At 62.0% G+C, this 24407-nt stretch carries 21 protein-coding genes; 11 read left to right on the top strand and 10 right to left on the bottom strand.

The genetic code is table 11. The features are described 5' to 3' along the window. Positions 1–25 precede the first annotated feature (25 nt). The gene (locus tag ACSSU5_RS01100; RefSeq protein ID WP_492560422.1) at positions 26–2386 is read right to left on the bottom strand and encodes a DNA polymerase II; all 2361 of its coding nucleotides are present in this window, start codon (positions 2384–2386) and stop codon (positions 26–28) included. Between the two features lie 47 nt (positions 2387–2433). Continuing rightward, complete coding sequence (locus ACSSU5_RS01105; protein ID WP_492560423.1) at positions 2434–3624, bottom strand: MFS transporter; 1191 nt, start codon at positions 3622–3624, stop codon at positions 2434–2436. Between the two features lie 120 nt (positions 3625–3744). Between ACSSU5_RS01105 and ACSSU5_RS01110 the strand changes: the two genes are divergently transcribed. Next, on the top strand, positions 3745–4650 hold the full coding sequence (locus ACSSU5_RS01110; protein ID WP_264312658.1) for a LysR family transcriptional regulator: 906 nt from the start codon (positions 3745–3747) through the stop codon (positions 4648–4650). On the opposite strand, the gene ACSSU5_RS01115 is transcribed toward ACSSU5_RS01110, so the two are convergent. Beyond that, the gene (locus ACSSU5_RS01115; protein WP_264312657.1) at positions 4635–5555 is read right to left on the bottom strand and encodes a LysR substrate-binding domain-containing protein; all 921 of its coding nucleotides are present in this window, start codon (positions 5553–5555) and stop codon (positions 4635–4637) included. The two genes, ACSSU5_RS01110 and ACSSU5_RS01115, sit on opposite strands and share 16 nt — an antisense overlap. 160 nt (positions 5556–5715) lie before the next feature. Here ACSSU5_RS01115 and ACSSU5_RS01120 point away from each other — a divergent pair, with 160 nt between their 5' ends. From ACSSU5_RS01120 to ACSSU5_RS01150, 7 genes are all read left to right on the top strand, one after another. Continuing rightward, entirely contained in the window at positions 5716–6492 is a 777-nt protein-coding gene (locus ACSSU5_RS01120) for a YqcI/YcgG family protein (protein WP_264312656.1), read from the top strand. A gap of 2 nt (positions 6493–6494) precedes the next feature. Then, the gene (locus ACSSU5_RS01125; protein WP_264312655.1) at positions 6495–7121 is read left to right on the top strand and encodes a LysE family translocator; all 627 of its coding nucleotides are present in this window, start codon (positions 6495–6497) and stop codon (positions 7119–7121) included. 25 nt (positions 7122–7146) lie between these two features. Beyond that, positions 7147–8241: a hypothetical protein gene (locus tag ACSSU5_RS01130; protein ID WP_264312654.1), complete on the top strand. Its 1095-nt coding sequence runs from the start codon at positions 7147–7149 to the stop codon at positions 8239–8241. Positions 8242–8391: 150 nt separating this feature from the next. After that, positions 8392–9093, top strand: a complete 702-nt coding sequence (locus tag ACSSU5_RS01135; RefSeq protein ID WP_492560424.1) for a sel1 repeat family protein — start codon at positions 8392–8394, stop codon at positions 9091–9093. Positions 9094–9195: 102 nt separating this feature from the next. Further along, positions 9196–9897, top strand: coding sequence for an AzlC family ABC transporter permease (locus ACSSU5_RS01140; RefSeq protein WP_264312652.1), 702 nt, complete (start codon positions 9196–9198; stop codon positions 9895–9897). Beyond that, positions 9894–10208 (top strand): AzlD domain-containing protein, encoded by a 315-nt coding sequence (locus ACSSU5_RS01145; RefSeq protein WP_264312651.1) that lies wholly within the window; start codon positions 9894–9896, stop codon positions 10206–10208. Before ACSSU5_RS01140 ends, ACSSU5_RS01145 begins: the two co-directional genes overlap by 4 nt. Continuing rightward, positions 10205–11107: an AraC family transcriptional regulator gene (locus ACSSU5_RS01150; RefSeq protein WP_492560425.1), complete on the top strand. Its 903-nt coding sequence runs from the start codon at positions 10205–10207 to the stop codon at positions 11105–11107. Before ACSSU5_RS01145 ends, ACSSU5_RS01150 begins: the two co-directional genes overlap by 4 nt. A gap of 75 nt (positions 11108–11182) precedes the next feature. Here ACSSU5_RS01150 and ACSSU5_RS01155 read toward each other — a convergent pair whose 3' ends face one another. Beyond that, positions 11183–12397: an MFS transporter gene (locus ACSSU5_RS01155; protein ID WP_492560426.1), complete on the bottom strand. Its 1215-nt coding sequence runs from the start codon at positions 12395–12397 to the stop codon at positions 11183–11185. Between the two features lie 523 nt (positions 12398–12920). Here ACSSU5_RS01155 and ACSSU5_RS01160 point away from each other — a divergent pair. Further along, complete coding sequence (locus ACSSU5_RS01160; protein ID WP_027593874.1) at positions 12921–13148, top strand: hypothetical protein; 228 nt, start codon at positions 12921–12923, stop codon at positions 13146–13148. Positions 13149–13183: 35 nt separating this feature from the next. On the opposite strand, the gene ACSSU5_RS01165 is transcribed toward ACSSU5_RS01160, so the two are convergent. The 5 genes from ACSSU5_RS01165 to ACSSU5_RS01185 form a co-directional block, all read right to left on the bottom strand. Next, positions 13184–13672 (bottom strand): copper chaperone PCu(A)C, encoded by a 489-nt coding sequence (locus ACSSU5_RS01165; protein ID WP_264312648.1) that lies wholly within the window; start codon positions 13670–13672, stop codon positions 13184–13186. After that, the gene (locus ACSSU5_RS01170) at positions 13672–14280 is read right to left on the bottom strand and encodes an SCO family protein (protein ID WP_264312647.1); all 609 of its coding nucleotides are present in this window, start codon (positions 14278–14280) and stop codon (positions 13672–13674) included. Before ACSSU5_RS01170 ends, ACSSU5_RS01165 begins: the two co-directional genes overlap by 1 nt. 246 nt (positions 14281–14526) lie before the next feature. Beyond that, positions 14527–15111 (bottom strand): Fe-S biogenesis protein NfuA, encoded by a 585-nt coding sequence (nfuA, locus tag ACSSU5_RS01175; RefSeq protein WP_264312646.1) that lies wholly within the window; start codon positions 15109–15111, stop codon positions 14527–14529. A 58-nt stretch (positions 15112–15169) separates the two neighbouring features. Then, positions 15170–16204 (bottom strand): acyltransferase family protein, encoded by a 1035-nt coding sequence (locus tag ACSSU5_RS01180; RefSeq protein ID WP_492560427.1) that lies wholly within the window; start codon positions 16202–16204, stop codon positions 15170–15172. 190 nt (positions 16205–16394) lie between these two features. Next, positions 16395–18695: a fatty acid cis/trans isomerase gene (locus tag ACSSU5_RS01185; RefSeq protein WP_492561293.1), complete on the bottom strand. Its 2301-nt coding sequence runs from the start codon at positions 18693–18695 to the stop codon at positions 16395–16397. A gap of 166 nt (positions 18696–18861) precedes the next feature. Here ACSSU5_RS01185 and metH point away from each other — a divergent pair, with 166 nt between their 5' ends. Continuing rightward, positions 18862–22569 (top strand): methionine synthase, encoded by a 3708-nt coding sequence (gene metH, locus ACSSU5_RS01190; RefSeq protein ID WP_264312644.1) that lies wholly within the window; start codon positions 18862–18864, stop codon positions 22567–22569. A 221-nt stretch (positions 22570–22790) separates the two neighbouring features. Here metH and ACSSU5_RS01195 read toward each other — a convergent pair whose 3' ends face one another. Further along, positions 22791–23726, bottom strand: coding sequence for an IS110 family transposase (locus tag ACSSU5_RS01195; RefSeq protein ID WP_492560428.1), 936 nt, complete (start codon positions 23724–23726; stop codon positions 22791–22793). Between the two features lie 295 nt (positions 23727–24021). Between ACSSU5_RS01195 and ACSSU5_RS01200 the strand changes: the two genes are divergently transcribed. Further along, the gene (locus ACSSU5_RS01200; RefSeq protein WP_264312643.1) at positions 24022–24240 is read left to right on the top strand and encodes a DUF2970 domain-containing protein; all 219 of its coding nucleotides are present in this window, start codon (positions 24022–24024) and stop codon (positions 24238–24240) included. The last annotated feature ends 167 nt before the right edge of the window (positions 24241–24407 follow it).

Here is a 24407-nt window from a genome sequence, read left to right on the forward strand (position 1 = left end):
GGCGCTAGATAGGTAACGCCCGCTATCAGAACAATGGCAACTGGCGGCCCGTCAGCGCCGCGAAATCATCCCCGACAAAGGGCAAGATGGCATCGGCCACCGGCTGCAACTGGCGGCTCAGGTAGTGCTCGTAGTCGATTGGCGCCTGCAGGCTTTCCAAGGGTTCAGGGCCGGCAGTGGTGATCAGGTAGCTGATCCAGCCACCGTTCTGGTATTGCCGGGGGCGCCCGAGACGGCTGTTGTATTCATCGGCAAGGCGCGCAGCACGCACATGGGGCGGTACGTTCCGCTGGTAGTCAGCCAGCGGCCGGCGCAAGCGCTTGCGATAGACCATCAGTTCATCGAGTTCGCCGGCCAGGGTTTGCTGCACGTACTGACGCACATAGTCACGGTAGGGTTGGCCACGGAAGATCCGCCCGTACAACGCCTGCTGGAACTGCCTGGCCAACGGCGACCAATCGGTGCGTACCGACTCCAGCCCTTTGTACACCATCTCCTCGCTGCCGTCGGCGCGCTGCACCAGGCCGGCGTAGCGCTTCTTGCTGCCTTCTTCGGTACCGCGAATGGTCGGCATCAGGAAGCGTCGGTAATGGGTTTCGAACTGCAACTCAAGGGCGCTCTCCAGGCCCATGGAGTCGTGCAGATGTTGGCGCCACCAGAGGTTGACCTCTGCCACCAGCTCACGGCCTATGCGCGCTGCGGCGTCCTCGTCATGGGCGCCCTTGAGCCAGACGAAGGTAGAGTCGGTATCGCCGTAGATCACATCAAAGCCACGCGCTTCGATCAGCTCACGGGTCTGGCGCATGATCTGGTGACCACGCAGGGTGATCGACGATGCCAGGCGCGGGTCGAAGAAGCGGCAGCCACTGGAGCCCAGAACGCCGTAGAAGGCGTTCATGATGATTTTCAGTGCCTGCGACAGCGGCGCGTTACCCGCGCGTTTGGCCGCCTCCCTGCCTTGCCACACACGTTCGACGATCGCTGGCAGGCAGTGCCGGCTGCGCGAGAAGCGCCCCCCCCGAAAACCTGCCACCGAATGTTGGTCATCGGGCTGGCGCAGGCCTTCGGCCAACCCTACCGGGTCGATCAGGAAGGTACGGATGATCGAGGGGTACAGGCTCTTGTAGTCCAGCACCAGTACCGAATCGTAGAGACCGGGGCGTGAGTCCATGACGAAGCCACCGGGGCTAGCCTCGTCGGGGCGGCTGCCGAGATTGGGTGCGACAAAGCCCAGGCGGTGCATCTGCGGCATGTACAAATGGCAGAACGCCGCCACCGAGCCACCGCTTCGGTCCACGGCCAACCCGGTGACGGAGGCACGCTCGAGCAAAAAGTCGAGCAGCCGGGTATGGGCGAATATGCGCGTGACCAGTTCGCAGTCCTTGAGGTTGTAAAGCGCCAGCGACGGCTTGTCCTCGGCGAACATGCGGTTGATTTCGTCCATGCGCTGATAAGGCGTGCTGATGGCCTTGCCCTCGCCCAGCAGCGTCTGGGCAACGTTCTCCAGGCTGAACGAGGGGAAGCTCCAGGTGGCCGAACGCAGTGCTTCGATGCCATCGATCAGCAGCCGCCCTGGGGCATCGGCAAACACATGGCCACCGCTGGCGTGAGCGCGCAGGGTCATGAGCGCACCCTTGCGCCCTATGGCCAAAGGCACCTGCAGTTGCCTGGCGTGCTCGTGCAACAGACGCAGGTCGAACTGCACCAGGTTCCAGCCGATGATCGCATCCGGATCGTGCCGGGCCATCCATTGGTTGAGGCATTCGAGCAGCGCGGCACGGTCGTCGCAGTACTGCAGGTCGAAGTCCACGGCGCTGCTGTCACCGTTTGCCGGGCCAAGCATGTACACCTGGCGCTGGCCGCAGCCTTCAAGGGCAATACTGTAGAGCTCACCGCGCTCGCTGGTCTCGATATCCAGCGACACAAGACGCAGTGGCGGACGGTAATCCGGCAGTGGCTTGAGCTGGGCATCGCAGACCACGCCCTGGGCATCCGGCTGGCCGGTGAACTGCACGGGGGCCGTGATGAAGCGCTCCATCAGATAGCGTTCGGGGGGGCGGATGTCCGCTTCGTAAACCTCGACGCCGGCGTTGCGCAAGCGTTGCTCCAGTTGCATCAATTGACGATGCTGGCGGCAGTACAGGCCCAGCACCGGGCGTTGATCGAAATCGCGCAGTTGCAAGGGTTTGAGCTCGACACCCGGCTCGTTGGCCAGCAGCACCCGAGCATGCGCGGCGTGCGCCTGAGGGATGAACGCCACCGAGACCTGCGGCGCCAGGCGAAGTTGACGCGGCCCCTGGTCCGTAGCCAGCCACAACTCCACGCACGTGCCTTCGGGTGTGTCATGCCAATGCCGGGTCAGGACAAAGCCCTGCTGCAAATCCACCGCGTCGACCTCTGATCGTCAATTGTGCCTAATGCGACGATTCTACTCTAGCGCGAGCCTGCCACGAACCCGCTACGCCGCCCTGCCCAGGCGAATAGCCACGCCAGGCCAATCAACACCAGCGCCACAGGGCCAAACCACGCCACACCAGCCCCCGTCAGCAGCAGCCCGCCAATGATCCCCCCCAAGGCGATAGCACTGTTCCACACCGTCACCAGCATCGACTGCGCCACATCACCACCCTCGCCCGCCGTGTCCGCGCAGGCCGTCTGCAGTAACGTCGGCGCGCCACCGTAGGTCAGGCCCCACAGTGCGATGCTCAGGTACATCGCCCAGGAGGACGCCTGCCCCAGCACCAGCGTGGCCAGGGCAAAACCGGCAAGGCTGAGCAAGACCAGCGTGCGCAGATGCCGATCGATCAACAGCCCGACCAGCCCGATACCCACCAGCGCCGACAGGCCGAATACCATCAACACCTGACCGATTTCAGCTGCCATCCCCGCCGCCGCCAGCAGCGGCACGATGTAGGTATAAAGAATGTTGTGGCCGAGGATCCAGCTCATGATCACCAGCAGCACCAGCGCCACGCCGGGTGTACGCAACACTTGCAACGCCGCGGGGCGTTTGCCCGCCGCCTGCCCCGGATAGTCCGGCACCGCGCGCAACACCCACACCACCAGCAACAGCGCCGCCAGGGTGACCACGACAAAGGTGGCACGCCACCCCAGCAATGCCCCAAGCCAGGTAGCTATGGGCAAGCCGAGGGACAAGGCTAGCGGCTGCCCCAGCATGGCCACTGCCATCGCCCGCCCCTGCAAGGCCACCGGCACCATGCGCCGGGCATGCCCGGCGATCAGCCCCCAGGCCAGGCCGGCCGCGGCACCGGTAAAAAAGCGCAGCACCAGGGTAAGGGCGTTGGACGACGACAACGTTGTCAACCCGTTGAACAGCACAAAGCCACCGATTGCCATCAGCAGTGCACGACGGCGATACCACCCCTGGGTCAGGGTCACCAGCGGGATGGCCGTCAACAACGAGCCCAGTGCGTAGGCCGTGACCCATTGGCCAGCCATGGCCTGACTGATGTGCATGCCACCGGCGATCTGGTCCAGTAAACCGGCGGGAAGGATTTCGCTGAGGATGGCGATGAAGCCGGTCATGGCCAGCGCCAGTAGGCCACTCAGGGGCAAGCGCTCGGTGCGCTCATCCAGTAGTGGTGCGGATGAAGTCTGGGACATTGCGGAAGGCCTTGAAGGGGGAAATCGAGGCCAACAGTGTGCATGGCAGCGGCATTGCGGAAAAAGATGGTTACAATGCCGCTCACTCCGGACATCATCGTCCGCAATCGGGAGCGCCTCATGGACAGCCTCAGCGGCTTCGTGGTCTTCAACCGGGTTGCCGAAACCCGCAGTTTCGTCGCCGCCGGCCAGTCGCTGGGCATCACCGCCTCGGCCGTGGGCAAGCGGGTGGCGCGGCTGGAAAGCCGCCTGGGTGTGCGCCTGTTCCATCGCAGCACGCGCAGCATCACCCTGACCGCCGAAGGCACGCTGTTTCTTGAGCGCAGCCGGCGCATCCTGGCCGAAATAGAAGCGACCGAGCAGGCGCTGTCCCAGGCCAGCGAAACCCCGCGTGGTCGCCTGCGCGTGAGCCTTCCGCAGGTCACCGGGTTGGTGATGCCGGCACTTGCCGACTTCATGGCGCTGTACCCCGAGGTAGAACTGGACCTGGAGTTCACCGACCGCATGGTGGATATCGTCGGAGAGGGTTTCGATGTGGTGATGCGCGGTGGCCAGCCGGTGGACTCGCGCCTCAATGCCAAGTTTCTCGGCCACTTCCAGCATCACCTGGTGGCATCACCCGAGTACTTGCGCGAGCGTGGCGCCCCCAGCCACCCCCGTGAGCTGAGCGCGCACACTTGCCTGCACTACCGCTTCCCCAGCAGTGGCAAGCTGGAGAACTGGCCGCTACGCCAGGAGCACCCCGACCAGGGCTATGACATCCCCATTTCGATGGTGTGCAACCACGTCGAGACACGCATCTGCTTTGCCCTCAACCACCGCGGCATCACCTGCCTGCCAGACTTCAGCGTGCGCCGCGAGCTGGCTGCCGGTTCGCTGGTAAGCGTGCTCGGCAGCTTCATGGAGCGGCGTGGCAGCTTCTACCTGCTGTGGCCGTCGGGGCGCCAGGTTCCCCCCAAGCTGCGGGTGTTCATCGACTTCATGCTCGAACGGGTATCCACCGGCAGCCCTCAGCCGTACAAGTAGTTGATGTCCTTGTAGGCCAGCGGCGGTACCTGGCTGATCAGAAAATCACGCAACTTGTGCATCTGCCGCGCCTTGGGGCTGGATTTGAGCCAGGTCATGTAATAACCATCACCGGTGGCCACCGCGTACTTGAACGGCGTCACCAGCCGCCCTGCCGACAGGTCGGAGCTGGCCAGCACCAAGTCCACCACCGAGATGCCCAAGCCCTGCTGGGCCGCCGAGATCCCCTGGTCGAGGGTATCGAAAACCTGCCCCTGATCGATGCTGATATCCAGTGCGTCCATACGCGCCAACCAGCGTCGCCAGTCGCGCCGGTCCGGGGAGGGGTGCAGGAACTCGCACTGGCGCAGGTCCGCCAGGCCTGGCTGGGCATGCGCCATGTAATCGGGGTGGCACACCGGGATCAGCCACTCATCGAACAGCTTGAAGCTTTCGACGTCGGCAGGGAAACGGCCGTTGGCCAACAAGATGGCGCAGTCGTAGGGCTCCGAATAGAAGTCCACGCTGTCGATGTCCATCCATACGCTCGACAGTTGCACGCTGCTGCTGTCGTCGATCTTCTTGAACCCGTCCAGGGCCCTGAGCAACCAGCGCATGGTCAGCGTGGACGGCGCTTTCAGACGCACCCCGTAACGATCCTGACGCAACAATGCGCAGGCGTTCTCGATGATCTTGAAGCCGACCTTGAGCTCCTGTGAGAGCAGGCGCCCGTGCTCGGTCAGGCTGAGTTTCGGCCCACGACGCTCGAACAAGTCGCAGCCGAACATGGCCTCGAGGGTCTTGATGTGGTGGCTGACGGCCCCTTGGGTCAGCACCAGTTCCTCGGCCGCACGGGTAAAGGAGCCATAACGAGAGGCCACCTCGAAAGCACGCAGGGCGTGCAAGGCCTGAATCCGTTCCGACATGGCGACGTCCGAAGCATGAGTGAGACTAATAGTAGGTCATAGTTCCACGCGTTTTACAACGTTAAGTCTGTCTCAGAAAATGCAGGTAAACAATAAAGATATCCAACGATTCTGCCTGCATATGACTGGAACGTTACTTAATTAAACGCCTGGGGAAATCATGTTTACGGGTTATGGAAACTGCTATCGCCTGGATGCGCTAGAGCTGGCCGCTGAACATGTGCGGAACACGCAACACTGGACCTACAAAACCATACAGCATTTTCGCGGTATTCTCGCCAACCCCGATTTTCCGTGCCTGTTCGGCCGCAAAGCGGTTGCCAGCGAGACGTGCCACATTCTCTTCGCCCGCGCCGAGCAACTGGCCGATGACATCGCTCAGGGCCTGGCCGACTATGTGCGCACCATCGCGCCGATTCCGCTCAAGCAGCGCATCGGCAGCCCGCTGGTGGTGTTTCTCGAAACCGCTACCGAATGCACCCTCGCCGAGCAGCAGGCCCTGGCCTGGAAAGTCCTGCGTGGCGTCCATGCACGCGACCCACACCCTTGGCCGCAGGCGATACCGACCGACCCTGACAACACCGGATGGTCGTTCTGCTACGCCGGCATGCCGCTGTTTATCAACATGAACTTCCCCGGCCACCGGCAGATGAAAAGCCGCAACCTGGGCCAACACATCACCTTCGTCATCAACCCTCGGGAAAACTTCGATGAGGTGGCCAATGCCAGCACCGAAAGTGGCAAGCGCATCCGTGCCCGCATCCGCGAGCGCGTGGCCCATTACAACGACGGCGTCATGCCCGACACCCTTGGCGCGTTCGGCGATGCCGACAACTACGAGTGGAAGCAGTACCAGTTGCAAGAGGCGGGCTCGCTGAACCCATCGCGCTGCCCATTCCACGCCCACGTAACACCCGACACATTGATCGAGAACTGACCGTGAATACCGCACTGACCGCCACCTACGCACTTACCGTTCTGCTGCTGATCGCCACCCCTGGCCCGGTAGTGGCACTGATCGTAAACACCGCCGCCGCCTCCGGCTCGCGCAAGGCCATGTTCACTGCCGTCGGTACCAACTGGGCATCGCTGGTACTGATTGGCGCCGCGGCCTGGATCATCCTGACCAGCGCGGCCATCGACAAGGCCTGGCTCAGCGGCATGAGCCTGCTGGGTTGCCTGTTCATCGGCTACATCGCCGTGGGCACCCTCAGGGAAGCCCTGCAGGCGCCAACGCCGGAGGCTGCGAGCGAGGCACCGCGGCCTGGGCGTGGCGGCCTGCTGCAAGGCTTCATGGTGGGCATCTCCAACCCCAAGGACATCATCTTCTTTATCGCCTTTTTCCCTCAGTTCATCCAGATCACCGAATCGTTCGGCAAGAGCATGGTGGTGCTGTCGCTGCTGTGGGTGGCCATCGATTTCGCCGTGCTCAGCCTGTACATCTTCGCCATCGGCAAGATCGCCTCGCAACGCAGCAACCGCCTGATCAGCCTGGCGTCGGGCGTCGCCCTGCTGCTGATTAGTGCGGGCGGGCTGCTCTACAACCTCAAGGAACTGGCGGCCTGAGCCGCAAGCATCGCTCGGAGAGCCCATGAAAACGACCGACACCACCACGTATGCTCCGGGCCCTCCTTCGCCGCTGCAACAGGACTATCAGCGCTTTCTGTTGCTGGGCAACCGCCGTGCGCCACACACCTTGCATGTACACGAGAGCGGCTATCGCTCCGGCACCATCAACACCGATGCCCTTGGCCTGCGTTACAGCCATTGCGCCGGCAAGCGTTTCTCGGCGGCCGAGCGCGGCGCAGCGCCGCGCATCAACCTGCTGGTAGGGGGCTCTACTGCGCTGGGTATCGGCGCCAGCAGCGACGAGCACACGGTGGCTTCGCACCTGTCGATGCTGACCGGTGAGGTCTGGCTGAGCCTGGCCGGCTGTGGGCTCAATGCCGGCCAGGAGCTGCTGATGTTCCTTACCCACCAACACCGGCTCGGCCAGCTCGGCCATGTGGTGGTACTCAGCGGCCTCAATACGCTGGCCCATGAAGCCCTGTGCGAAGTCCTCACCAGCCCCCACGAGCCGCTGCACGCCATGGCCTTGCAGAACACTTTGAACAGCTTCAGCGAGGGCATGCCGCCAGCTACGGCCCCGCGCCGGCAATCACTCTGGCGACGTCTCGGCCAAGCCCTGACCGCGCGCCCTCCCGTAGCGCCTGCCGCCAAGCCGTTGTCACCCCCTGAAAAGCGATTGGCCCGCGCGGCCGACAACATCGGCCGCACCTTGCGCCAGTGGGAGCGTCTGCTGGCAGACAGCCATGCCACCCTGACCTTCATACTCCAGCCACTGCTGCCCTGGTGCCGGGAAACCTTGCCAGCAGGTGAACAGGCCATGCTGATGGGGCTGGAGTCGCAGTCGGCGAACTTCGACCGCTTGCTGGACGGGGTGTTTGACAGCCAGTTGCACACCGCCTTCTTTCGCCGCATCAAAAGCCAGGCGGACCCGGTCCCCTGCTACGACATGAACAGCATGCTCAGCAGCTCGCCGGTCTTCGGCGCTGACCTGTTCGTCGACCGTCTGCACTTCAACGACCTGGGCAACAATGCCCTGGCCAAGGTCATCACTGCCAAGCTTGGCCTGGCCCAGGAAAAACACGCTCAGCGCAAGGTCGCACCCATCAAGCTCGTCTGACAGTTGCCCGCTGCTCTTCCGGCGAGGCCCCTTGGGTGGCTAGAATACGTCGTCGTTCCGATCCGCCTGAGGCGCACGTGTACCTGTCATGAACATCGAAGCCGTCCATCAAGCACTGGCTGCCTGCCATGACGGCGCCGCTCACGAGGCATGCCTGTGAGTCGCGCGGTCATCCTGCCCCCGCTGTTGATTGCACTGATGCCGCTGGCCGCGCAGGCGCTCGACGCACGCATCGACCCTCATGCCGACCTGCTCTACCGCCAGGCCCTGCCGCTACTCGAACAGGCCGACAGCCTGGACGACGGCGCCAGTTCACTGCGCACTGCCGTGGGTAGCGATCCGGAGCTCACCCGCCAGGGCCAAGCCCTGGCCCACACCTTGCCCACCGCTGTGGCACTGCTGAAAAAATCAGTGGCCCTGGGCCACCCCGTGGCGCAATACCGGCTTGCGCTTTACTACATGACCTACTTGCCCGTCGGGCAAATCCCGGACGCCGCCTGCCCCTTGCTGGTCGCCAGCCTCAAGCAGGGCTTCGCGGCACCGGCTCCGGCCATCGCCACCTGGTGCTCGCCCTACAATGCCAGCGCGGAGTATCGCGCAACGCTGGAGGCGATTCCGAGCATGGCCACCCAGTACGCCCCTTACTACCCGCAACCGGCCCCGCGACTGGCCTGCAGCCGCAGCCAGCCGCAGGGCCTGGAAATGCAGTGGGGGCGTCAGCGCGACTACCAGGCCGAGGTATACCGGTCGCTGGCAGATCTGGACATGCAGCATCGCCAGACCTTGCTGCAGAAGGCGGTGGAGATCAACGGGTGCGTGACAGCGCAACGCAGGTTGACCAGCCATCGATAGCGGCATTCGTCCCGGCCAAGCGCCAAACCAGCAAGATCGTTCAAGCCATCACCCGCCCCACTCTGGCATGCTGCCCAACCGAGTACACGCGTTGCAGCCACCATGCCAGATAGCCCACACATCGCCCGCCAAGCCTTTCTTCACGGCGCCATCGCCATTCTCCCGCTTTCCCTGGCCGTCGCCCCCTGGGGCCTGCTGGCAGGCTCCATGGCCATCGAAGCCAACCTGAGCGCCTGGCAAGGCCAAGGGCTTTCGGCCATCGTTTTCGCCGGTGCCGCGCAACTGGTGGCGATCGGCATGCTCAAGGGCGGTGCCAACCTGGCGTCGATCCTGCTCACCACCTTGCTGCTGACGTCGCAGCACCTGCTCTACGGCCTGTCCATGCGCCCGGTGCTGTCCAACCAGCCGCTGCGCTGGCGGTTAGGCCTGGGCTTCTTGTTGACCGACGAATTCTTCGCCCTGACCAGCCACTATGACCAACAGCAGTTCAATCGCTGGTATGCCCTGGGCGTGGGCCTGACGTTCTATATCGCCTGGAACCTGTTCACGTTGGCAGGCATTGTCCTTGGCCAGAACATTCCGCACCTCGACCAGCTGGGCCTGGACTTTTCCATTGTCGCCACCTTCGTCGCCCTGATCGCGCCGCTGGTGCGCAACCTCGCCACGGTGGTGTGCGTGGCGGTGTCGCTGTTCTGCTCGGTACTGTTCAGTGCCTGGCACTGGGAAACCGCCCTGGTGGCTGCCGGCCTGCTTGGCATGAGCGCCGGTTTCATTTGCCAGAAATGCGTTGGAGGCCGTGCATGACCTGGTTGCTGATATTCGCCATGGGCGCCATCGTGTTTCTCAATCGCTATGCGTTTCTTGAGCCCCGCCTGCCCTTGCGCCTGAGCTCCAATGCCCGGCAGTTTCTGGGGTTCGCGGTGCCGGGCATGCTCACCGCCATCTGCGGGCCAATCATCTTCATGCCTGAGCACCAACTGAACCTGAGCCTGCTCAACCCTTATCTGCTAGGTTCGGTGGTGGCCGTGGCCCTGGTGCTGTTGACCCGCAGCGTGTTGCTGAGCATGCTGGTGAGCATGTTGATCTTCTTCCTCCTGCGCAGCTGGCTGGCATGACCACGCCCCTGCGCGAGCAGACCCACCTGTGGCAGGCGCCGGCGCTGGGCGACGTTGAAATGCTGCACGCACGGTATTTTCAGCAGCGCTTCGCCCCGCATGTACACGAAGGCTATGTCTTCACCGTGATCGAGTCCGGCGCCCAGCGCTTCTGGCATCGCGGCAGCGAGCACCTGGCCCCGGTCGGCAGCATGGTGCTGATCAACCCCGACGAACTGCACACCGGCGCCACTGCCCACGAAGCGGGCTGGCGCTATCGCGGCTTCTACCCGGAGCATGAACGGGTCACCGGCGTGCTCGAAGAGCTGGAACTGGGCCGCCACGGCATGCCCATCTTCAAGGACAGTGTGATCCAGGACCCGACCCTGGCCCTGGCCTTCAGCCAGCTGCACCAGCTGTCCGAATCTGCTGCCAGCGCCCTGGAGCAGCAGACGGCCTGGCGCCATGCCGTGCTGGCCCTGGTGCAACGCCATGGGCAATGCGCCGAGCCCACCGCACCCGGCCATGAACCCCTGGCGGTGGCCCGCGCCCGCGAACTGCTGGAGAGCCAACTGGCCGACCCACCCTCGCTTGAAGCCCTGGCAGCGGCAGTCAACCTGTCGCCCTTCCACTTCGCCCGGGTATTTCGCCAGGCCACCGGCCTGCCGCCCCATGCCTGGCTCAAGCAACGTCGCCTGGCCCGCGCCCGTGAGTTTCTGAAACGCGGCCAGGTGGCTTCAGAGGTGGCGTTTGCGCTTGGCTTTGCGGACCAGAGCCACTTGAGCCGGCAGTTCAAGCAGGCTTATGGGGTGACACCTGGGGCCTATCGCCAGGCATGTCTTCAGGTAGCTTTGCCTGTCAGGTTTTTCACCACGCAAGCTCCAGCTGTTGCGGGTTCAGATCCTTGCGTCGAATCCTGACGGCGATACCTGGGGCTGTAGTCCCAACGCAGGGGCTTCGGCACCCTCCCGACCAGTTGCTCAAGCCTTTCCAGGCTAACTTTGCCCTTTACGATGGCCAGCACTCTTCAGTGTCCAGCGCAACGGTGCGATAAACAGCATCAGTGTCATCCAAAGGAAGGTCGCCGGCCCCGCCAGCACAAAGACAAAACAGGCAACTAGCCCTGAAACAGCATCCCCGAGGACGGCAGTGAAGTAGTACAAGGAAAAATTTCTGCCGACTTCACGGTCCTTCGACAGGCATTGAATGTTGGTCACGATAGCGATATCGACGAATGCACCGACAAAGCCGACGATGAACAGGATCACCAGGAACAGCACGTCACTGAACTGAAGCAGGACAGCCGCCAAGAAAAACAGTGCGCCGTACAACGCCCAATAACGGAGTACCTGTTGCGCGGTGGTCCGCTTGTTGAAGCGGGTATACAGGAGACTTCCCAGCACAGTACCTGCTGCTAGCAGTGATAAAACGTACCCCACTGCAGCCTCGGAAGCGAAATGTTCAAGCACCGAAGCGGGCAGGATGAACCGAATGAGCGAGGTGGCGAACATCGCGCAAATCGTGGTGCAGCAGATGACAGCGAACAACGGTGCATTGCTGGCCCTGAGCTTGTTCACACTACTAGCAGCATCTCGCACCACAGACCGCACATCGAAGACCTGGCGCGGGCTCGACCTACCCGGGGCCAGAGTAGCGATACTGAACGCCGATACCACCAGGCATGCAGCAAAGAAAAGAAAGGCCGCCTCACGGGAAAGCAACAACACACCTGCAGAGAACACCAACGGCCCGATGATCGAGGCGGCATCCTCAACCACCTGGATAGCGCTGTTGACCGAAGGCAGCCTTTCTTTTTCCACGATATCGGGGAAATAGGCACGAAACGTCGGTACATAAAGACAGTCTAGCGCCGTCATAATCATCGCCAAACCAATCAACGCAACTAACGCGGGCGTGGACAGGCTGAACAACGCGAAAAAGGACAGTGCCAAGATGCTTTTCGTCACTTCCACCAGCAACAACGTACGTTTTCTATTGCAGTTATCCGCCAGCCAGCCACCCATGGGTGAAAACACCGCACTGGGCAGATAACGAAAGAAGTACACCATCCCGATCAACAAGAGATCGGCCTCGGTAACCGATACGATCGCCACTGCAAAAGCAGCCTCGAAAGCGAACTCGCCACACTTGGAAGCTCCGTATCCAATCGTAAGCGTTCGCGTTCCGCTGTTAAGATTCAACGCTTGCATGTAGATGCTTCTCCTCAGCTGGCGACATAAATCAGCCCATGCTCAGTGATGTCGCGTCCAGGGGCAGCACGCCTGCTGGAGTAAGCCCGAGGCCTGCAAGACGCACTGATATCGGTAATACTCCAAATGGTCTTCGCCTAAGCAAGCGCTATCTAAATCCCAATCAACCCAAAACACAACACTCAGCTTGTAACAACACCTGAACAGAGCCACACAAACACTTACAACAACGAAACGCCCTACGCAAAACAACCAAAAGCAAAGAACTCTCTATTAACTTTCAAGCGGGCGGAACAGCCCACTCAAACAAGCGAGCAACACTGCCAAACTCAAGCTCAATCCAGACGATGTGCGGCGCACAGATATCGAATTTTAAACGTTTAGTTTAAAACTCACGAAAAGTAACTAATGATTACTTCACCCGCAGATCGAGGCATCTGCGCGCACTCCAATCGGCTTGAAAGCAGCCTGAGCCCAGAAAACCGTCTGCTACACTGACAGGGCTGAATTGGAGGATCCTGCCATGTCCGAAAGAGAGCTCACCACCCTCATATCGCTGATGAACCAGCGCCAAGCCTGCCTTAGCAGTGCCTGCAAGGAGATTGCCGACTGGATCGACCGGCAGGGCGATGTGCCCGCCGCCGGCAAGATCCGCGCGAGTCTCAAGGCCCTGGAGGCCGACGAAGCCCAGGTACGCAAGACCTTGACGTCGTTGACCCTCGACAGGCCGCTGCCACGCTTTCGCAGCTGAATCAAAGGGGGCCGCGTTGCGCGGCCCCAAGTGAATCAGTGATTCATGTGCATGTGGTCATGCCCACCGCCCGCCTCGGCGTTGAGTGGACGCACTGGCGCCTGCACCTGCAGCGTTTCCTTGCCGCCCTTGGCATCTTCGATGACCAGGGTCAGTGGCACCTGCTCGCCTTCCTTCACCTGCTGCTTCAACCCCATCAACATGACGTGTAAGCCGTTCGGGTCCAAGGTCACTGGTTTGCCTGCGGGCAACTCGACGGCCTTGACCTCACGCATGCCCATCACGTCGCCGTTCATGGTCATTTCATGTACCTGTACGGTCTTGGCCACGGACGACTCAACCCCTACCAGCTTGCTGTCGCTGCTGGCCGTGAGGGTCATGAAGGCACCGGTGGACTGCTGATGCGGCACGCTGGCTCGGACCCAGGCATCACTGACAGTGGTCTGGGCCAGGGCTGGCAAGGCCAGGCCCAGCAGGGCGATGGCGGCCAGGCCGCGCTTGATCGGTTGCAGTGAAACAGCCATTAGCAAATCTCCATCAGGGTGACCAGGTCTTCGGCGCATTCCTTGGCGTTCAGGGAATGGCCCAGGCTCAGGCGCAAAGTGCCACGTGTGTCGTAGACGTAGCTGGTGGACGAATGAGAGATGGTATAGGTGTCACCGGCCGGAACCTTTTCGTAGAACACCTTGAATTCCTTGGCCACCTCGGCGATTTCCTCGGGGGTGCCGGTCAGCGCGGTGAACGACGGGTCGAACGCCTTGACGTAGGCATCGAGGACTTCGGGGGTGTCGCGCTCTGGGTCCAGGGTGATGAACACCACCTGGAACAGGTCACGGTCACGGCCCTTGAGCAGCTGTCTGATTTGCGCCGCCCGCGCCAGCGTGGTCGGGCAGACCGCCGGGCACTGGGTGAAGCCGAAGAAGATCATCGGCATGCTGCCGTAGAAGCTCGACAGGGTACGCGGGTTGCCTTGGGGGTCCTTGAGATTGAACTTGCGCCCAAGGATTTCGTTGCTCATGTTCTTGCCGTGCTTGAACTCGAGACCCCGGGCCGGGCTGCAGCCGGCCAGCAGGCCGAGCCCGAGAACGCCCATCCCGGCGACAACCGCGCGCCGGGTATATAGATCATTCATGGAACTATCCTTTACAGGCCATCCTTTACAGGAAAGGTGCCGACCCTGGGGAGGGGCCGGTTGAAAAACCGGGGCATTCTGGCATGACACCCCAAGTGCTTCTACCCGACGAAGGCGGTGATGGCCTGCAGCCCTTTGAATACGGGCTGCGGCCTGTTGTCGCAGGGGTTGAATCCGTAACAGTTTGTTGCTAAGGAAGCGGCGAACAGTGTCTGTAGGAGCGGCCTTGCCGGGGCGCTCCTACAATCAGTAGTAGGCGTTTTCCTTCTGGGTGTGGTCGGTCACGTCGCGCACACCTTTAAGCTCCGGGATACGCTCGAGCAGGGTGCGCTCGATGCCTTCGCGCAGTGTCACGTCGGCCTGGCCGCAGCCCTGACAACCACCACCGAACTGCAGCACGGCGATACCGTCGTCGACCACGTCCACCAGGCTCACCTGCCCGCCATGGCTGGCCAGACCGGGGTTGATCTCGGTCTGCAGGTAGTAGTTGATACGCTCGTTGATCGGGCTGTCCTCGTTGACCATCGGCACCTTGGCGTTCGGTGCCTTGATGGTCAGCTGGCCGCCCATGCGGTCGGTGGCGTAATCGACCAGCGCGTCCTCAAGGAAGGGGACGCTGACTGCATCGAGGTAGGCGGTGAAGCTCTTCAGACCCACGGCGGTGTCGTCAGGCTTCTCTTCGCCCGGCTTGCAGTAGGCAATGCACGTCTCTGCGTACTGGGTGCCTGGCTGGGTGATGAAAATGCGGATGCCGATGCCGGGCGTATTCTGCTTGGAGAGCAGATCGGCCAGGTAATCATGGGCGGCGTCGGTAATGGTTATAGCGCTCATGGAAGTTCCTCACAGACTTGCGGCCAAGTGTACGCCAACCTGGCCCTTGTACAAAGTCCTAGTATTTGACTCGGGAAAGCGCGTAATCCGGGGCCTGCCCCCGTGGTGCCGCCAGCCAGGCCTGCATTCGCCGGTACAGGCCGCGCTCCAGCCAGTGGTAGCTGAACCACGACATTAGTCCAATGGACGGCACGCACAGGGCAAACACCAGATACGGGTTAAGGTGCAGCCGCTGGCTGGCGAACCAGCCGGCATACAGCACCAGCACGTGGATCAGGTACACCGAATACGAACAATCGCCCAGTGCCTTGAGCAGTCGGTTGCCCGCGAATAGGGGCTCCAGGGAGACAAAGGCGAGTACCACCAGCGCGCTCGGCAGGCCCCAGTGCAGCAGCCGCTGGGAGGCGTCCAGGTGGTAAAGGGCATACCCCGCCACGGCGAGCAACGCCAGGGGCATGCAAATGCCCTGGCGAATCAGGCCTCGGCGATACAGCACTCCCAGGCCGATGCCCAGCAGGAACTCGTAGATGATGTCGTTGTTGTAGAAATGACTGAGCACACCCAGCCGGCCCAGCACTTCACTCACCAGCAGCAGCGCGACGCTGACCAGCAGTAACTGATGGCGCTGGCGGACCAGGAATGCCAAGCCGAACAGCAGGTAGAAAAACACCTCGAAGTTCAGCGTCCAGCCCACGTTCAAGGTGGGATAGAGCCCATATCCACCGGGGTTTTCCGCTGGCACGAACACTAGCGACAGCAACAGGTGATGCCAGTCGAATTCCTGGTGCGGCATCCAGCGGCTGGCCGCCAGCAGCAGGCCCGCCATGACCAAGGTGTAGAACCAGTACGCCGGGACGATGCGCAATAACCGGTTAAGCAGGAACTGCCGAGGCTCGATGGCTTTGTCACGGGTGGAGAGGTAGATCACCAGGCCGCTGATGACGAAGAAGATATCGACGCCGACGGCGCCCCGGTCAGTCAGCAGTTGGCCAATCGGCCCACTGGCCTTGAAGTCGAAAAAGATCTGCATGAAATGGTGGCAGACCACCACCCAGGCGGCGAACGCCCGCAGTGCCTGAAGCGAATACAGCATGAAATACCCTGCGATTGCCGGTGCATTGAGGCCTCGGCGAGCGCTTCGCACTCGTTCGCGGGCAAGCCCGCCCCCACAGGGACTGCACAAAACCTGTGGGGGCGGGCTTGCCCGCGATGGGCTGCAAAGCAGCCCCCGGACCACCCACCGTTTCCGACCGCAGGTATTTCAGAAAGGTCAGGCTGACCGATCAGAGGTTCTCGTAGCGGTTCATGTCCAACACGCCCGCTTCCACCGGCTGGGTCTCCTTGATGAAGGTATTCAGGTCATGGAAGTACTGCCAGAACTGCGGATGACTACGGCGCACACCCCAGCGCATGACGATGCGCTCGAACTTGCCGGCGTCATCACGCGCATACTCCATGTCCTCGACAAATTCCGGCACATCCTTGGTTGGAATGTTGAAGATGAAGTTGGGGTAGCTGCTGAGCACGCCTGGGTACAAGGTCAGGGTGTCCAGCCCCGGCTGGTATCGGGCGGCCTCGCCCAGCAGGAAGGCGACGTTGCTGTGCGCGCGGTTGCGCAGCAAGCTGTACACCTGGCGCTGACCGCCCTGCCCTTCGATGCGCAGCAGGGTCGCTTCAGGCAACTGGTTGATGACCTTGAGCCCGGCAGCCGGGCGCGACACCAGGCGGCTGAGCGACTGCTCGGCATTGCGGAACTCTTCGCTCATCTGCGGCCGCGAACAGTAGGCGCCTTGGCAGCGGTTGATCGGATCGGGCGCTGCATTCAGGCTGCCGGTGCGCTGCAACAGCTTGAGGCCGAAGTCGCGCTTGGGGTTGCCTGGGTCGAGCTTGATGCCGCTCGGGGTGTCGGTGTCGATGTCTTCGTAGTCGAGCCACATCTTCACCTTGCCACTGTTCTGGTACCAGTCGCTGAGGATCGCGCTGCGCTGATCAGCCGGCATCAGGCGCAGGAAGTTGACCTCGGCGCCGTTGCGGATCAAGTCGAAGTACAGGCGTGTCTGCAACTGGTGCGAGACGTTGCCGAATACATCGAAGTTGACCGCCAACTGGTAGTAGGTGCGTTCGAGCAACGGGTAATCGAACAACCACACGGTGAGCGGCACATCGCCGATCAGGCCCTTGCTAACCGCGGCGCTGTCGAAGTGGCGGAAAATGCTCAGCAGCGCATTGTCGTTACCGGCCCACAACGTCGACCAGCCCGGCGCCGGCATGTCGGCATAGGCTTCGCGGCGCAATTTTTCGTACGCGTTGCGCTTGTCGCGGTAGGCATGCCAGAGGCTCAACACACTGCCCACGTCATCGATCTGCCCCGGCATGGCCAGCAGCGGGGTGGCCTCGCCCCGGTACTGGGCATCGGTGATGTAGCGATCATGGGCCGGCTCCTGGAAGAGCGCCCAGAAGTTGTCGCGAATCACGTCGGTTGCAATCTGCCCACGGCACACCGGGCCTCGGATGAAGGTGCGCACGAAGTACTCGGCGTTGTCCAGCATGAACTGGTAACGCGCCACCGCAGGGATCGCCTCGAACGTTTCGAAGGGGTTGGCCCGGTGCCGTGGGCCGTAGCCTGGCAACGCGGCGGCATGCCAGTCACCTGCGTAGAACAGCTGTTTCACCCGCTTGAGCTTCTGCGGCCCCATCGGGTAGGTGATGTGCGTCTTGTGCACGATCACACCTTGCACCGGAATCAGCCGGTAATAGAAGTCGGTGCCTGGTGGGTCGTTGGGACGACGGGTGGCGATCAGATCGACGGGCTGGCCACTGGGCGTGCGCGAACGCACCCACTGGAAGAAGTGGCCCTGCTCCCCACCAACAAAGTAGATATGCGCAAGGAACAGGTGCTCGTATAGCCAGCGCCCAACCAGGGCTTCGGTGGAGCCCGGGCGGTTCAGCAGCTCTTCCCAATCGGCAATCTGCTTGGCCTCGGCCGCACTGGCCTGGATCGGCTGGTACTCCACCGGTGCACCTGCAGCCAGCCAGCGTTGCAGCGTGCTGTACTCCTGGTCGGTCAGGCCGGTGACCGCCAGCGGCATGCCCTCTTTGGGGTGCGCGCCCGCGTAGGCGTCGAACTCATGGGGCAACGGGCACATGTTGTTGCGGTTAATTCCCAGGACGATGTCCTCGGGCAGCTTGGCATTGGGCGTGAGCGGCGTCTTGTGCCCCAGTTCGAGCATGCGCGCCATCAGCGCCGCCTGGCTGCCCTGGCTGTCGAGCACCGAGTAGAAGCCCTTCTTGCGCCACTCGCCCTCGCTGTGGGCGTCGTAGAACAGCCGCGTGGTGGGCACCGCCGTGCTCCGGTCGCCCTGGTACACCGGCACCTTGGTGGCTCCGCGCACGGCGCCCTCGGGGCTTTCCAGCTTGAGCTGGCAGGCAGCGTCGTTACAGGCGTGGCAGGCCACGCATTTCTCGGTGAAGATCGGTTGAATATCCCGGGTGTAGGAAATGGCCGGGCTCGACTGGGGGGCTTGCGCAAACGCTACGCCGCTGATGAGCAGGGCGCAGACGCCGGCAAGGATACGATGCACCATGTGCGAAAAGTCCTGGTTCTTGAAAGCCATCACGATTGCCTGGTCGGGCCTGGGTGCCTGTGCGTCAACATGAGCAAAATTCATGCAAATGGGCGATACGCCTAAAAACCGCGCAGCTTTGTTATGATTCGGCACCTTCTGATATTCGCCCGACCAGGTAGTTCCTATGTCCGACCGCAGCGCTCGTCTCCAAGCACTCCAGCACGCACTCAAAGAGCGCATCCTGATCCTCGACGGCGGCATGGGTACTATGATCCAAAGTTATCGCCTCGAGGAACACGACTATCGTGGCACGCGCTTCGCCGATTGGCCAAGCGATGTGAAAGGTAACAACGATCTGTTGCTGCTCAGCCGCCCCGATGTCATCGCCGCCATCGAGAAAGCCTACCTGGACGCTGGCGCCGATATTCTCGAAACCAACACCTTCAACGCCACGCAGATTTCCCAGGCCGACTACGGCATGGAGTCGCTGGTCTACGAGCTTAACGTCGAAGGCGCGCGCATTGCCCGCCAGGTGGCCGATGCCAAGACCCTGGAGACGCCGGACAAACCGCGCTTCGTCGCCGGCGTGCTTGGCCCGACCAGCCGCACCTGCTCGATCTCCCCGGACGTCAACGACCCCAGCTACCGCAACGTCACCTTCGACGAGCTGGTAGAAAACTACGTCGAGGCCACCCGTGGTCTGATCGAGGGCGGTGCCGACCTGATCCTGATCGAAACCATTTTCGACACCCTCAACGCCAAGGCGGCGATCTTCGCCGTGCAACAGGTGTTCGAGGATGACCAGGTCGAACTGCCGATCATGATCTCCGGCACCATCACCGACGCCTCGGGCCGTACCCTGTCGGGCCAGACCACCGAGGCCTTCTGGAACTCGGTACGCCACGCCAAGCCGATTTCCGTGGGCCTGAACTGCGCCCTGGGCGCCAAAGACCTGCGCCCGTACCTGGAAGAGCTGTCGACCAAGGCCGACACCCACGTCTCGGCGCACCCCAACGCCGGCCTGCCGAATGCCTTCGGTGAATACGACGAGACCCCGGCCGAAATGGCCGCAGTGGTCGAGGAGTTCGCCGCCAGTGGCTTCCTCAACATCATCGGCGGCTGCTGCGGCACCACGCCTGGGCACATCCAGGCCATCGCCGAAGCCGTGGCCAAGTACAAACCCCGCGAAATCCCGGAAATCGCCAAGGCCTGCCGCCTGTCCGGCCTGGAGCCGTTCACCATCGACCGGCAGTCGCTGTTCGTCAACGTTGGCGAGCGTACCAACATCACCGGTTCCGCCAAATTCGCCCGGCTGATCCGCGAAGAGAACTATACCGAAGCCCTGGAGGTCGCCCTGCAGCAGGTTGAGGCCGGCGCCCAGGTGATCGACATCAACATGGACGAAGGGATGCTCGACTCCCAGGCCGCCATGGTCCGTTTCCTCAACATGATCGCCGGCGAGCCGGACATCTCCCGCGTGCCGATCATGATCGACTCCTCCAAGTGGGAAGTGATCGAGGCGGGCCTGAAGTGCATCCAGGGCAAGGGCATCGTCAACTCGATCTCCATGAAGGAAGGCGTCGAGCAGTTCAAGCACCACGCCCGCCTGTGCAAGCGCTACGGCGCCGCCGTGGTGGTGATGGCCTTCGACGAGGTTGGCCAGGCCGATACCGCCGCGCGCAAGAAGGAAATCTGCAAGCGCAGCTACGACATCCTGGTCAACGAAGTCGGCTTCCCGCCGGAAGACATCATCTTCGACCCAAACATCTTCGCCGTCGCCACCGGCATCGAAGAGCACAACAACTATGCCGTCGACTTCATCGAAGCCTGCGCCTACATCCGCGACCACCTGCCCCACGCCTTGAGCTCGGGCGGTGTGTCCAACGTGTCGTTCTCGTTCCGCGGCAACAACCCGGTGCGTGAAGCGATCCACTCGGTGTTCCTGTTCCACGCCATCCGCAACGGCCTGACCATGGGCATCGTCAACGCCGGCCAGCTGGAGATCTACGACGAGATCCCGGCCGACCTGCGCACCAAGGTCGAGGACGTGGTGCTCAACCGCACCCCGGAAGGCACCGATGCACTGCTGGCCATCGCCGATGACTACAGAGGCGGCGGCGCCACCAAGGAAGTCGAGAACGAGGCCTGGCGCTCGCTGCCGGTTGGCAAGCGCCTTGAGCATGCCCTGGTCAAGGGCATCACGGCGCACATCGTCGAAGACACCGAAGAGTGCCGCCAGCAGTGCGCACGCCCGATCGAAGTCATCGAAGGCCCGCTGATGAGCGGCATGAACGTGGTCGGCGACCTGTTCGGTGCCGGCAAGATGTTCTTGCCGCAGGTGGTCAAGTCAGCGCGCGTGATGAAGCAGGCCGTGGCGCACCTGATCCCGTTCATCGAAGCTGAAAAAGGCGACAAGCCAGAGGCCAAGGGCAAGATCCTGATGGCCACGGTCAAGGGCGACGTGCACGACATCGGCAAGAACATCGTCGGCGTGGTCCTAGGCTGTAACGGCTACGACATCGTCGACCTTGGCGTGATGGTGCCGGCAGAGAAGATCCTGCAGACCGCCCGCGACCAGAAATGCGACATCATCGGCCTGTCCGGCCTGATCACCCCGTCGCTGGACGAAATGGTCCACGTTGCACGCGAAATGCAGCGCCAGGGTTTCAACCTGCCGCTGATGATCGGTGGCGCGACTACCTCCAAGGCCCACACGGCGGTGAAGATCGAGCCCAAGTACAGCAATGACGCGGTGATCTACGTCACCGACGCTTCGCGGGCTGTCGGCGTGGCGACCCAGTTGCTGTCCAAGGAACTCAAACCCGGCTTCGTCGAAAAAACCCGTCAGGACTACGTCGAAGTCCGCGAACGTACCGCCAACCGCAGCGCCCGTACCGAGCGCCTGAGCTACGCCAAGGCGATCGCGGCCAAGCCACAGTACGACTGGGCCGGCTACCAGCCAGCGGTGCCCTCCTTCACCGGCGTCAAGGTGCTGGAAGACATCGACCTGCGTACCCTGGCCGAATACATCGACTGGACGCCTTTCTTCATCTCCTGGGACCTGGCCGGCAAGTTCCCGCGCATCCTCACCGACGAAGTGGTCGGCGAGGCCGCTACGTCGCTGTACAAGGACGCCCGCGAGATGCTCGACAAACTGATCGACGAGAAGCTGATCAGTGCCCGCGCCGTGTTCGGCTTCTGGCCGGCCAACCAGGTCGCCGATGACGACATCGAAGTCTATGGCGACGACGGCCAGACCCTGGCCACCTTGCACCACCTGCGCCAGCAGACCATCAAGCCCGACAACAAACCGAACTGGTCGCTGGCCGACTTCGTCGCACCCAAAGACAGCGGCGTTACCGACTACGTTGGCGGCTTCATCACCACCGCCGGCATCGGTGCCGAGGAAGTGGCCAAGGCTTATCAGGACAAGGGCGACGACTACAGCTCGATCATGGTCAAGGCCCTGGCCGACCGCCTGGCCGAGGCCTGCGCCGAGTGGCTGCACGAGCAGGTGCGTAAAGAACACTGGGGCTATGCCCGTGACGAGCACCTGGACAACGAGGCGTTGATCAAGGAGCAGTACAGCGGTATCCGCCCTGCCCCAGGCTACCCGGCCTGCCCGGACCATACCGAGAAAGAAACCCTGTTCCGCCTGCTCGATGGCACGGCCATTGGTGAGACAGGCCCGAGCGGCGTGTTCCTGACCGAGCACTTTGCGATGTTCCCGGCGGCGGCGGTCAGTGGCTGGTACTTTGCTCACCCGCAGGCGCAGTACTTTGCCGTGGGCAAGGTCGACAAGGACCAGATCGACAGCTACAGCGCGCGCAAAGGCCAGGAGGTCAGCGTGAGCGAGCGCTGGTTGGCGCCTAACCTTGGGTACGACAACTAAGATTGTGCTGGCCCCTTCGCGGGCAAGCCCGCTCCCACCGGAGCCCCACTGCTCTTGAAGCCTGTGGGGTGCCAGTGGGAGCAACTGTCTTGTTCGAATCTCTAAAGACGGCACGATCTCGGTGGGAGCAACTGTCTTCTTGTGGAAGCTGGCCTTGCCGGCGATGGGGCGCGTAGCGCCCCAGGCCCGGCTGTGCCGGGCATCGCCAGCAAGGCTTGCTCCTACGAATGAGCTATTTGCTCCTTCCAGGGCGTTCCGGTCTTGAGCATCGCATTTAGCCTCACTATCAATACTCGCATACACGCCACCACCGATACTTTCGCGCACTTCCCTTGGGCTCGCAGTGCTTTGTAGCGCTCGCAGAAGTCCTTGTTGTGCCGTATCACCACCCAGCAGGCCATATAGAGCGCCCGCCTGACTTGTGAGCGCCCCCCCCAGATTGAACGCTTGCCCGACTGCTTGCCGCTGTCCTGGTTGAACGGCGCAACACCGACCAAGGCGGCAATTTCCTTCTTATCCACCTGGCCCAGCTCTGGCAGCAAGGCCATCAGCTTTCCGGCAGTAATCAGACCAATTCCTTTGACTTGAGTGAGCTGTTTAACCCGGTCATCAGGCAAAGCTGCTGCCTGCTGTGCGATCTCTTGTTCCAGCGCTCGAATTTCACCCTTCAGATAGCCGATGTGTTGTTCCAACCGCAAACAAACACTGGGAGCCCGCGCCTGCTTCAGGCGCCGCTTGTCATCGTCGCGCTGTTGGACGAAGCGATCCCGCTGCATAAGCAGTTCGCGCAGCAAGGCCCGCTCGGGTGTCATCACCTGGCAAGGCCGTGGGGGCATAACTTCAGCCAGGTGAGCCAAAACCGCTGCGTCAATGGGATCGGTCTTGGCGCGTTTACCCATCGACTTGGCAAAGTCCCGGGCACGACTGGGATTGATCCGGCAAACCGGAAAATCGGCATCCTGCAGCGCTTTGAGGACATTGCACTCGTAGCCACCGGTAGCTTCGAGCAAGACCATTGAAACTGCATACCCGCCAAGCTTTTCGACGAGCAGTTGGAATCCCTTCAAGTCATTGGAAACACTGAAGTTCACCCCCTCAGGGCGGATGTGAACAGCAAGTGTGGCACTGGAAACATCGATGCCGACAGAGGAAGACATGGCCAAACCCTCTTAAACTCAAGGAGTGAGAGCGCTTTGGCTTGGCCCACGCTTGTGATTCGAGATTACGCCCCTCATCCAACTGTTCGGGCTCTCGCCAAAGTGGAACGGTGAATGGCAGCTTTTGCTCCCACACGTGCTCTGGGCACCTCGGGCTATCAGCTTGCCATTCACCGCTCTCACTTCAGATTCTATTCCCTCTCCAAGACACAAGCGGGCTTGCCCCGCGAAGAGGCCAACATCATCACCATTGCCTACACTGTCCGTGATTGCCTCCGACTACCCAGGAGCACCCATGGACGACTCAAGCCAAGGCAAGCCCCCTACCTTCTGGCAAATGCTGCACAGCATCCTCGCCGCCGCCTTTGGTGTGCAAAGCGGCAAGAACCGCGCACGCGACTTCACCCACGGCAAAGCCAGCCACTTCATTGTCATGGGCACGGTGTTCACCCTGCTATTTATTCTGGTATTGATCGGCTTGGTGCAACTGGCCATGCACCTGACCGCCCGCTGATGCTCAATACCTGAATGAAAACGCCTGCGGGAGTCCATCCCACAGGCGCCTTGGCTGCATCACGGTCTGAATGGAAGTCTACTGGTGGCTGACCCAATACACGGCGGTAACGACCACCAGGACGATCAAGCAAAGAATCGCCCAGGCATCGACACTGCTGTCAGCTT

It is taken from the genome of Pseudomonas sp. E1MeOHC2, assembly GCF_058745025.1.

Excerpts from the sequence above, each read along its gene's own strand:
- ACSSU5_RS01105 (WP_492560423.1), bottom strand. The coding sequence starts at position 3,624 with ATGTCCCAGACTTCATCCGCACCACTACTGGATGAGCGCACCGAGCGC.
- ACSSU5_RS01110 (WP_264312658.1), top strand. The coding sequence starts at position 3,745 with ATGGACAGCCTCAGCGGCTTCGTGGTCTTCAACCGGGTTGCCGAAACC.
- ACSSU5_RS01115 (WP_264312657.1), bottom strand. The coding sequence starts at position 5,555 with ATGTCGGAACGGATTCAGGCCTTGCACGCCCTGCGTGCTTTCGAGGTG.
- ACSSU5_RS01120 (WP_264312656.1), top strand. The coding sequence starts at position 5,716 with ATGTTTACGGGTTATGGAAACTGCTATCGCCTGGATGCGCTAGAGCTG.
- ACSSU5_RS01130 (WP_264312654.1), top strand. The coding sequence starts at position 7,147 with ATGAAAACGACCGACACCACCACGTATGCTCCGGGCCCTCCTTCGCCG.
- ACSSU5_RS01135 (WP_492560424.1), top strand. The coding sequence starts at position 8,392 with ATGCCTGTGAGTCGCGCGGTCATCCTGCCCCCGCTGTTGATTGCACTG.
- ACSSU5_RS01140 (WP_264312652.1), top strand. The coding sequence starts at position 9,196 with ATGCCAGATAGCCCACACATCGCCCGCCAAGCCTTTCTTCACGGCGCC.
- ACSSU5_RS01145 (WP_264312651.1), top strand. The coding sequence starts at position 9,894 with ATGACCTGGTTGCTGATATTCGCCATGGGCGCCATCGTGTTTCTCAAT.
- ACSSU5_RS01150 (WP_492560425.1), top strand. The coding sequence starts at position 10,205 with ATGACCACGCCCCTGCGCGAGCAGACCCACCTGTGGCAGGCGCCGGCG.
- ACSSU5_RS01155 (WP_492560426.1), bottom strand. The coding sequence starts at position 12,397 with ATGCAAGCGTTGAATCTTAACAGCGGAACGCGAACGCTTACGATTGGA.
- ACSSU5_RS01160 (WP_027593874.1), top strand. The coding sequence starts at position 12,921 with ATGTCCGAAAGAGAGCTCACCACCCTCATATCGCTGATGAACCAGCGC.
- ACSSU5_RS01165 (WP_264312648.1), bottom strand. The coding sequence starts at position 13,672 with ATGGCTGTTTCACTGCAACCGATCAAGCGCGGCCTGGCCGCCATCGCC.
- ACSSU5_RS01170 (WP_264312647.1), bottom strand. The coding sequence starts at position 14,280 with ATGAATGATCTATATACCCGGCGCGCGGTTGTCGCCGGGATGGGCGTT.
- nfuA (WP_264312646.1), bottom strand. The coding sequence starts at position 15,111 with ATGAGCGCTATAACCATTACCGACGCCGCCCATGATTACCTGGCCGAT.
- ACSSU5_RS01180 (WP_492560427.1), bottom strand. The coding sequence starts at position 16,204 with ATGCTGTATTCGCTTCAGGCACTGCGGGCGTTCGCCGCCTGGGTGGTG.
- ACSSU5_RS01185 (WP_492561293.1), bottom strand. The coding sequence starts at position 18,695 with ATGGTGCATCGTATCCTTGCCGGCGTCTGCGCCCTGCTCATCAGCGGC.
- metH (WP_264312644.1), top strand. The coding sequence starts at position 18,862 with ATGTCCGACCGCAGCGCTCGTCTCCAAGCACTCCAGCACGCACTCAAA.
- ACSSU5_RS01195 (WP_492560428.1), bottom strand. The coding sequence starts at position 23,726 with ATGTCTTCCTCTGTCGGCATCGATGTTTCCAGTGCCACACTTGCTGTT.
- ACSSU5_RS01200 (WP_264312643.1), top strand. The coding sequence starts at position 24,022 with ATGGACGACTCAAGCCAAGGCAAGCCCCCTACCTTCTGGCAAATGCTG.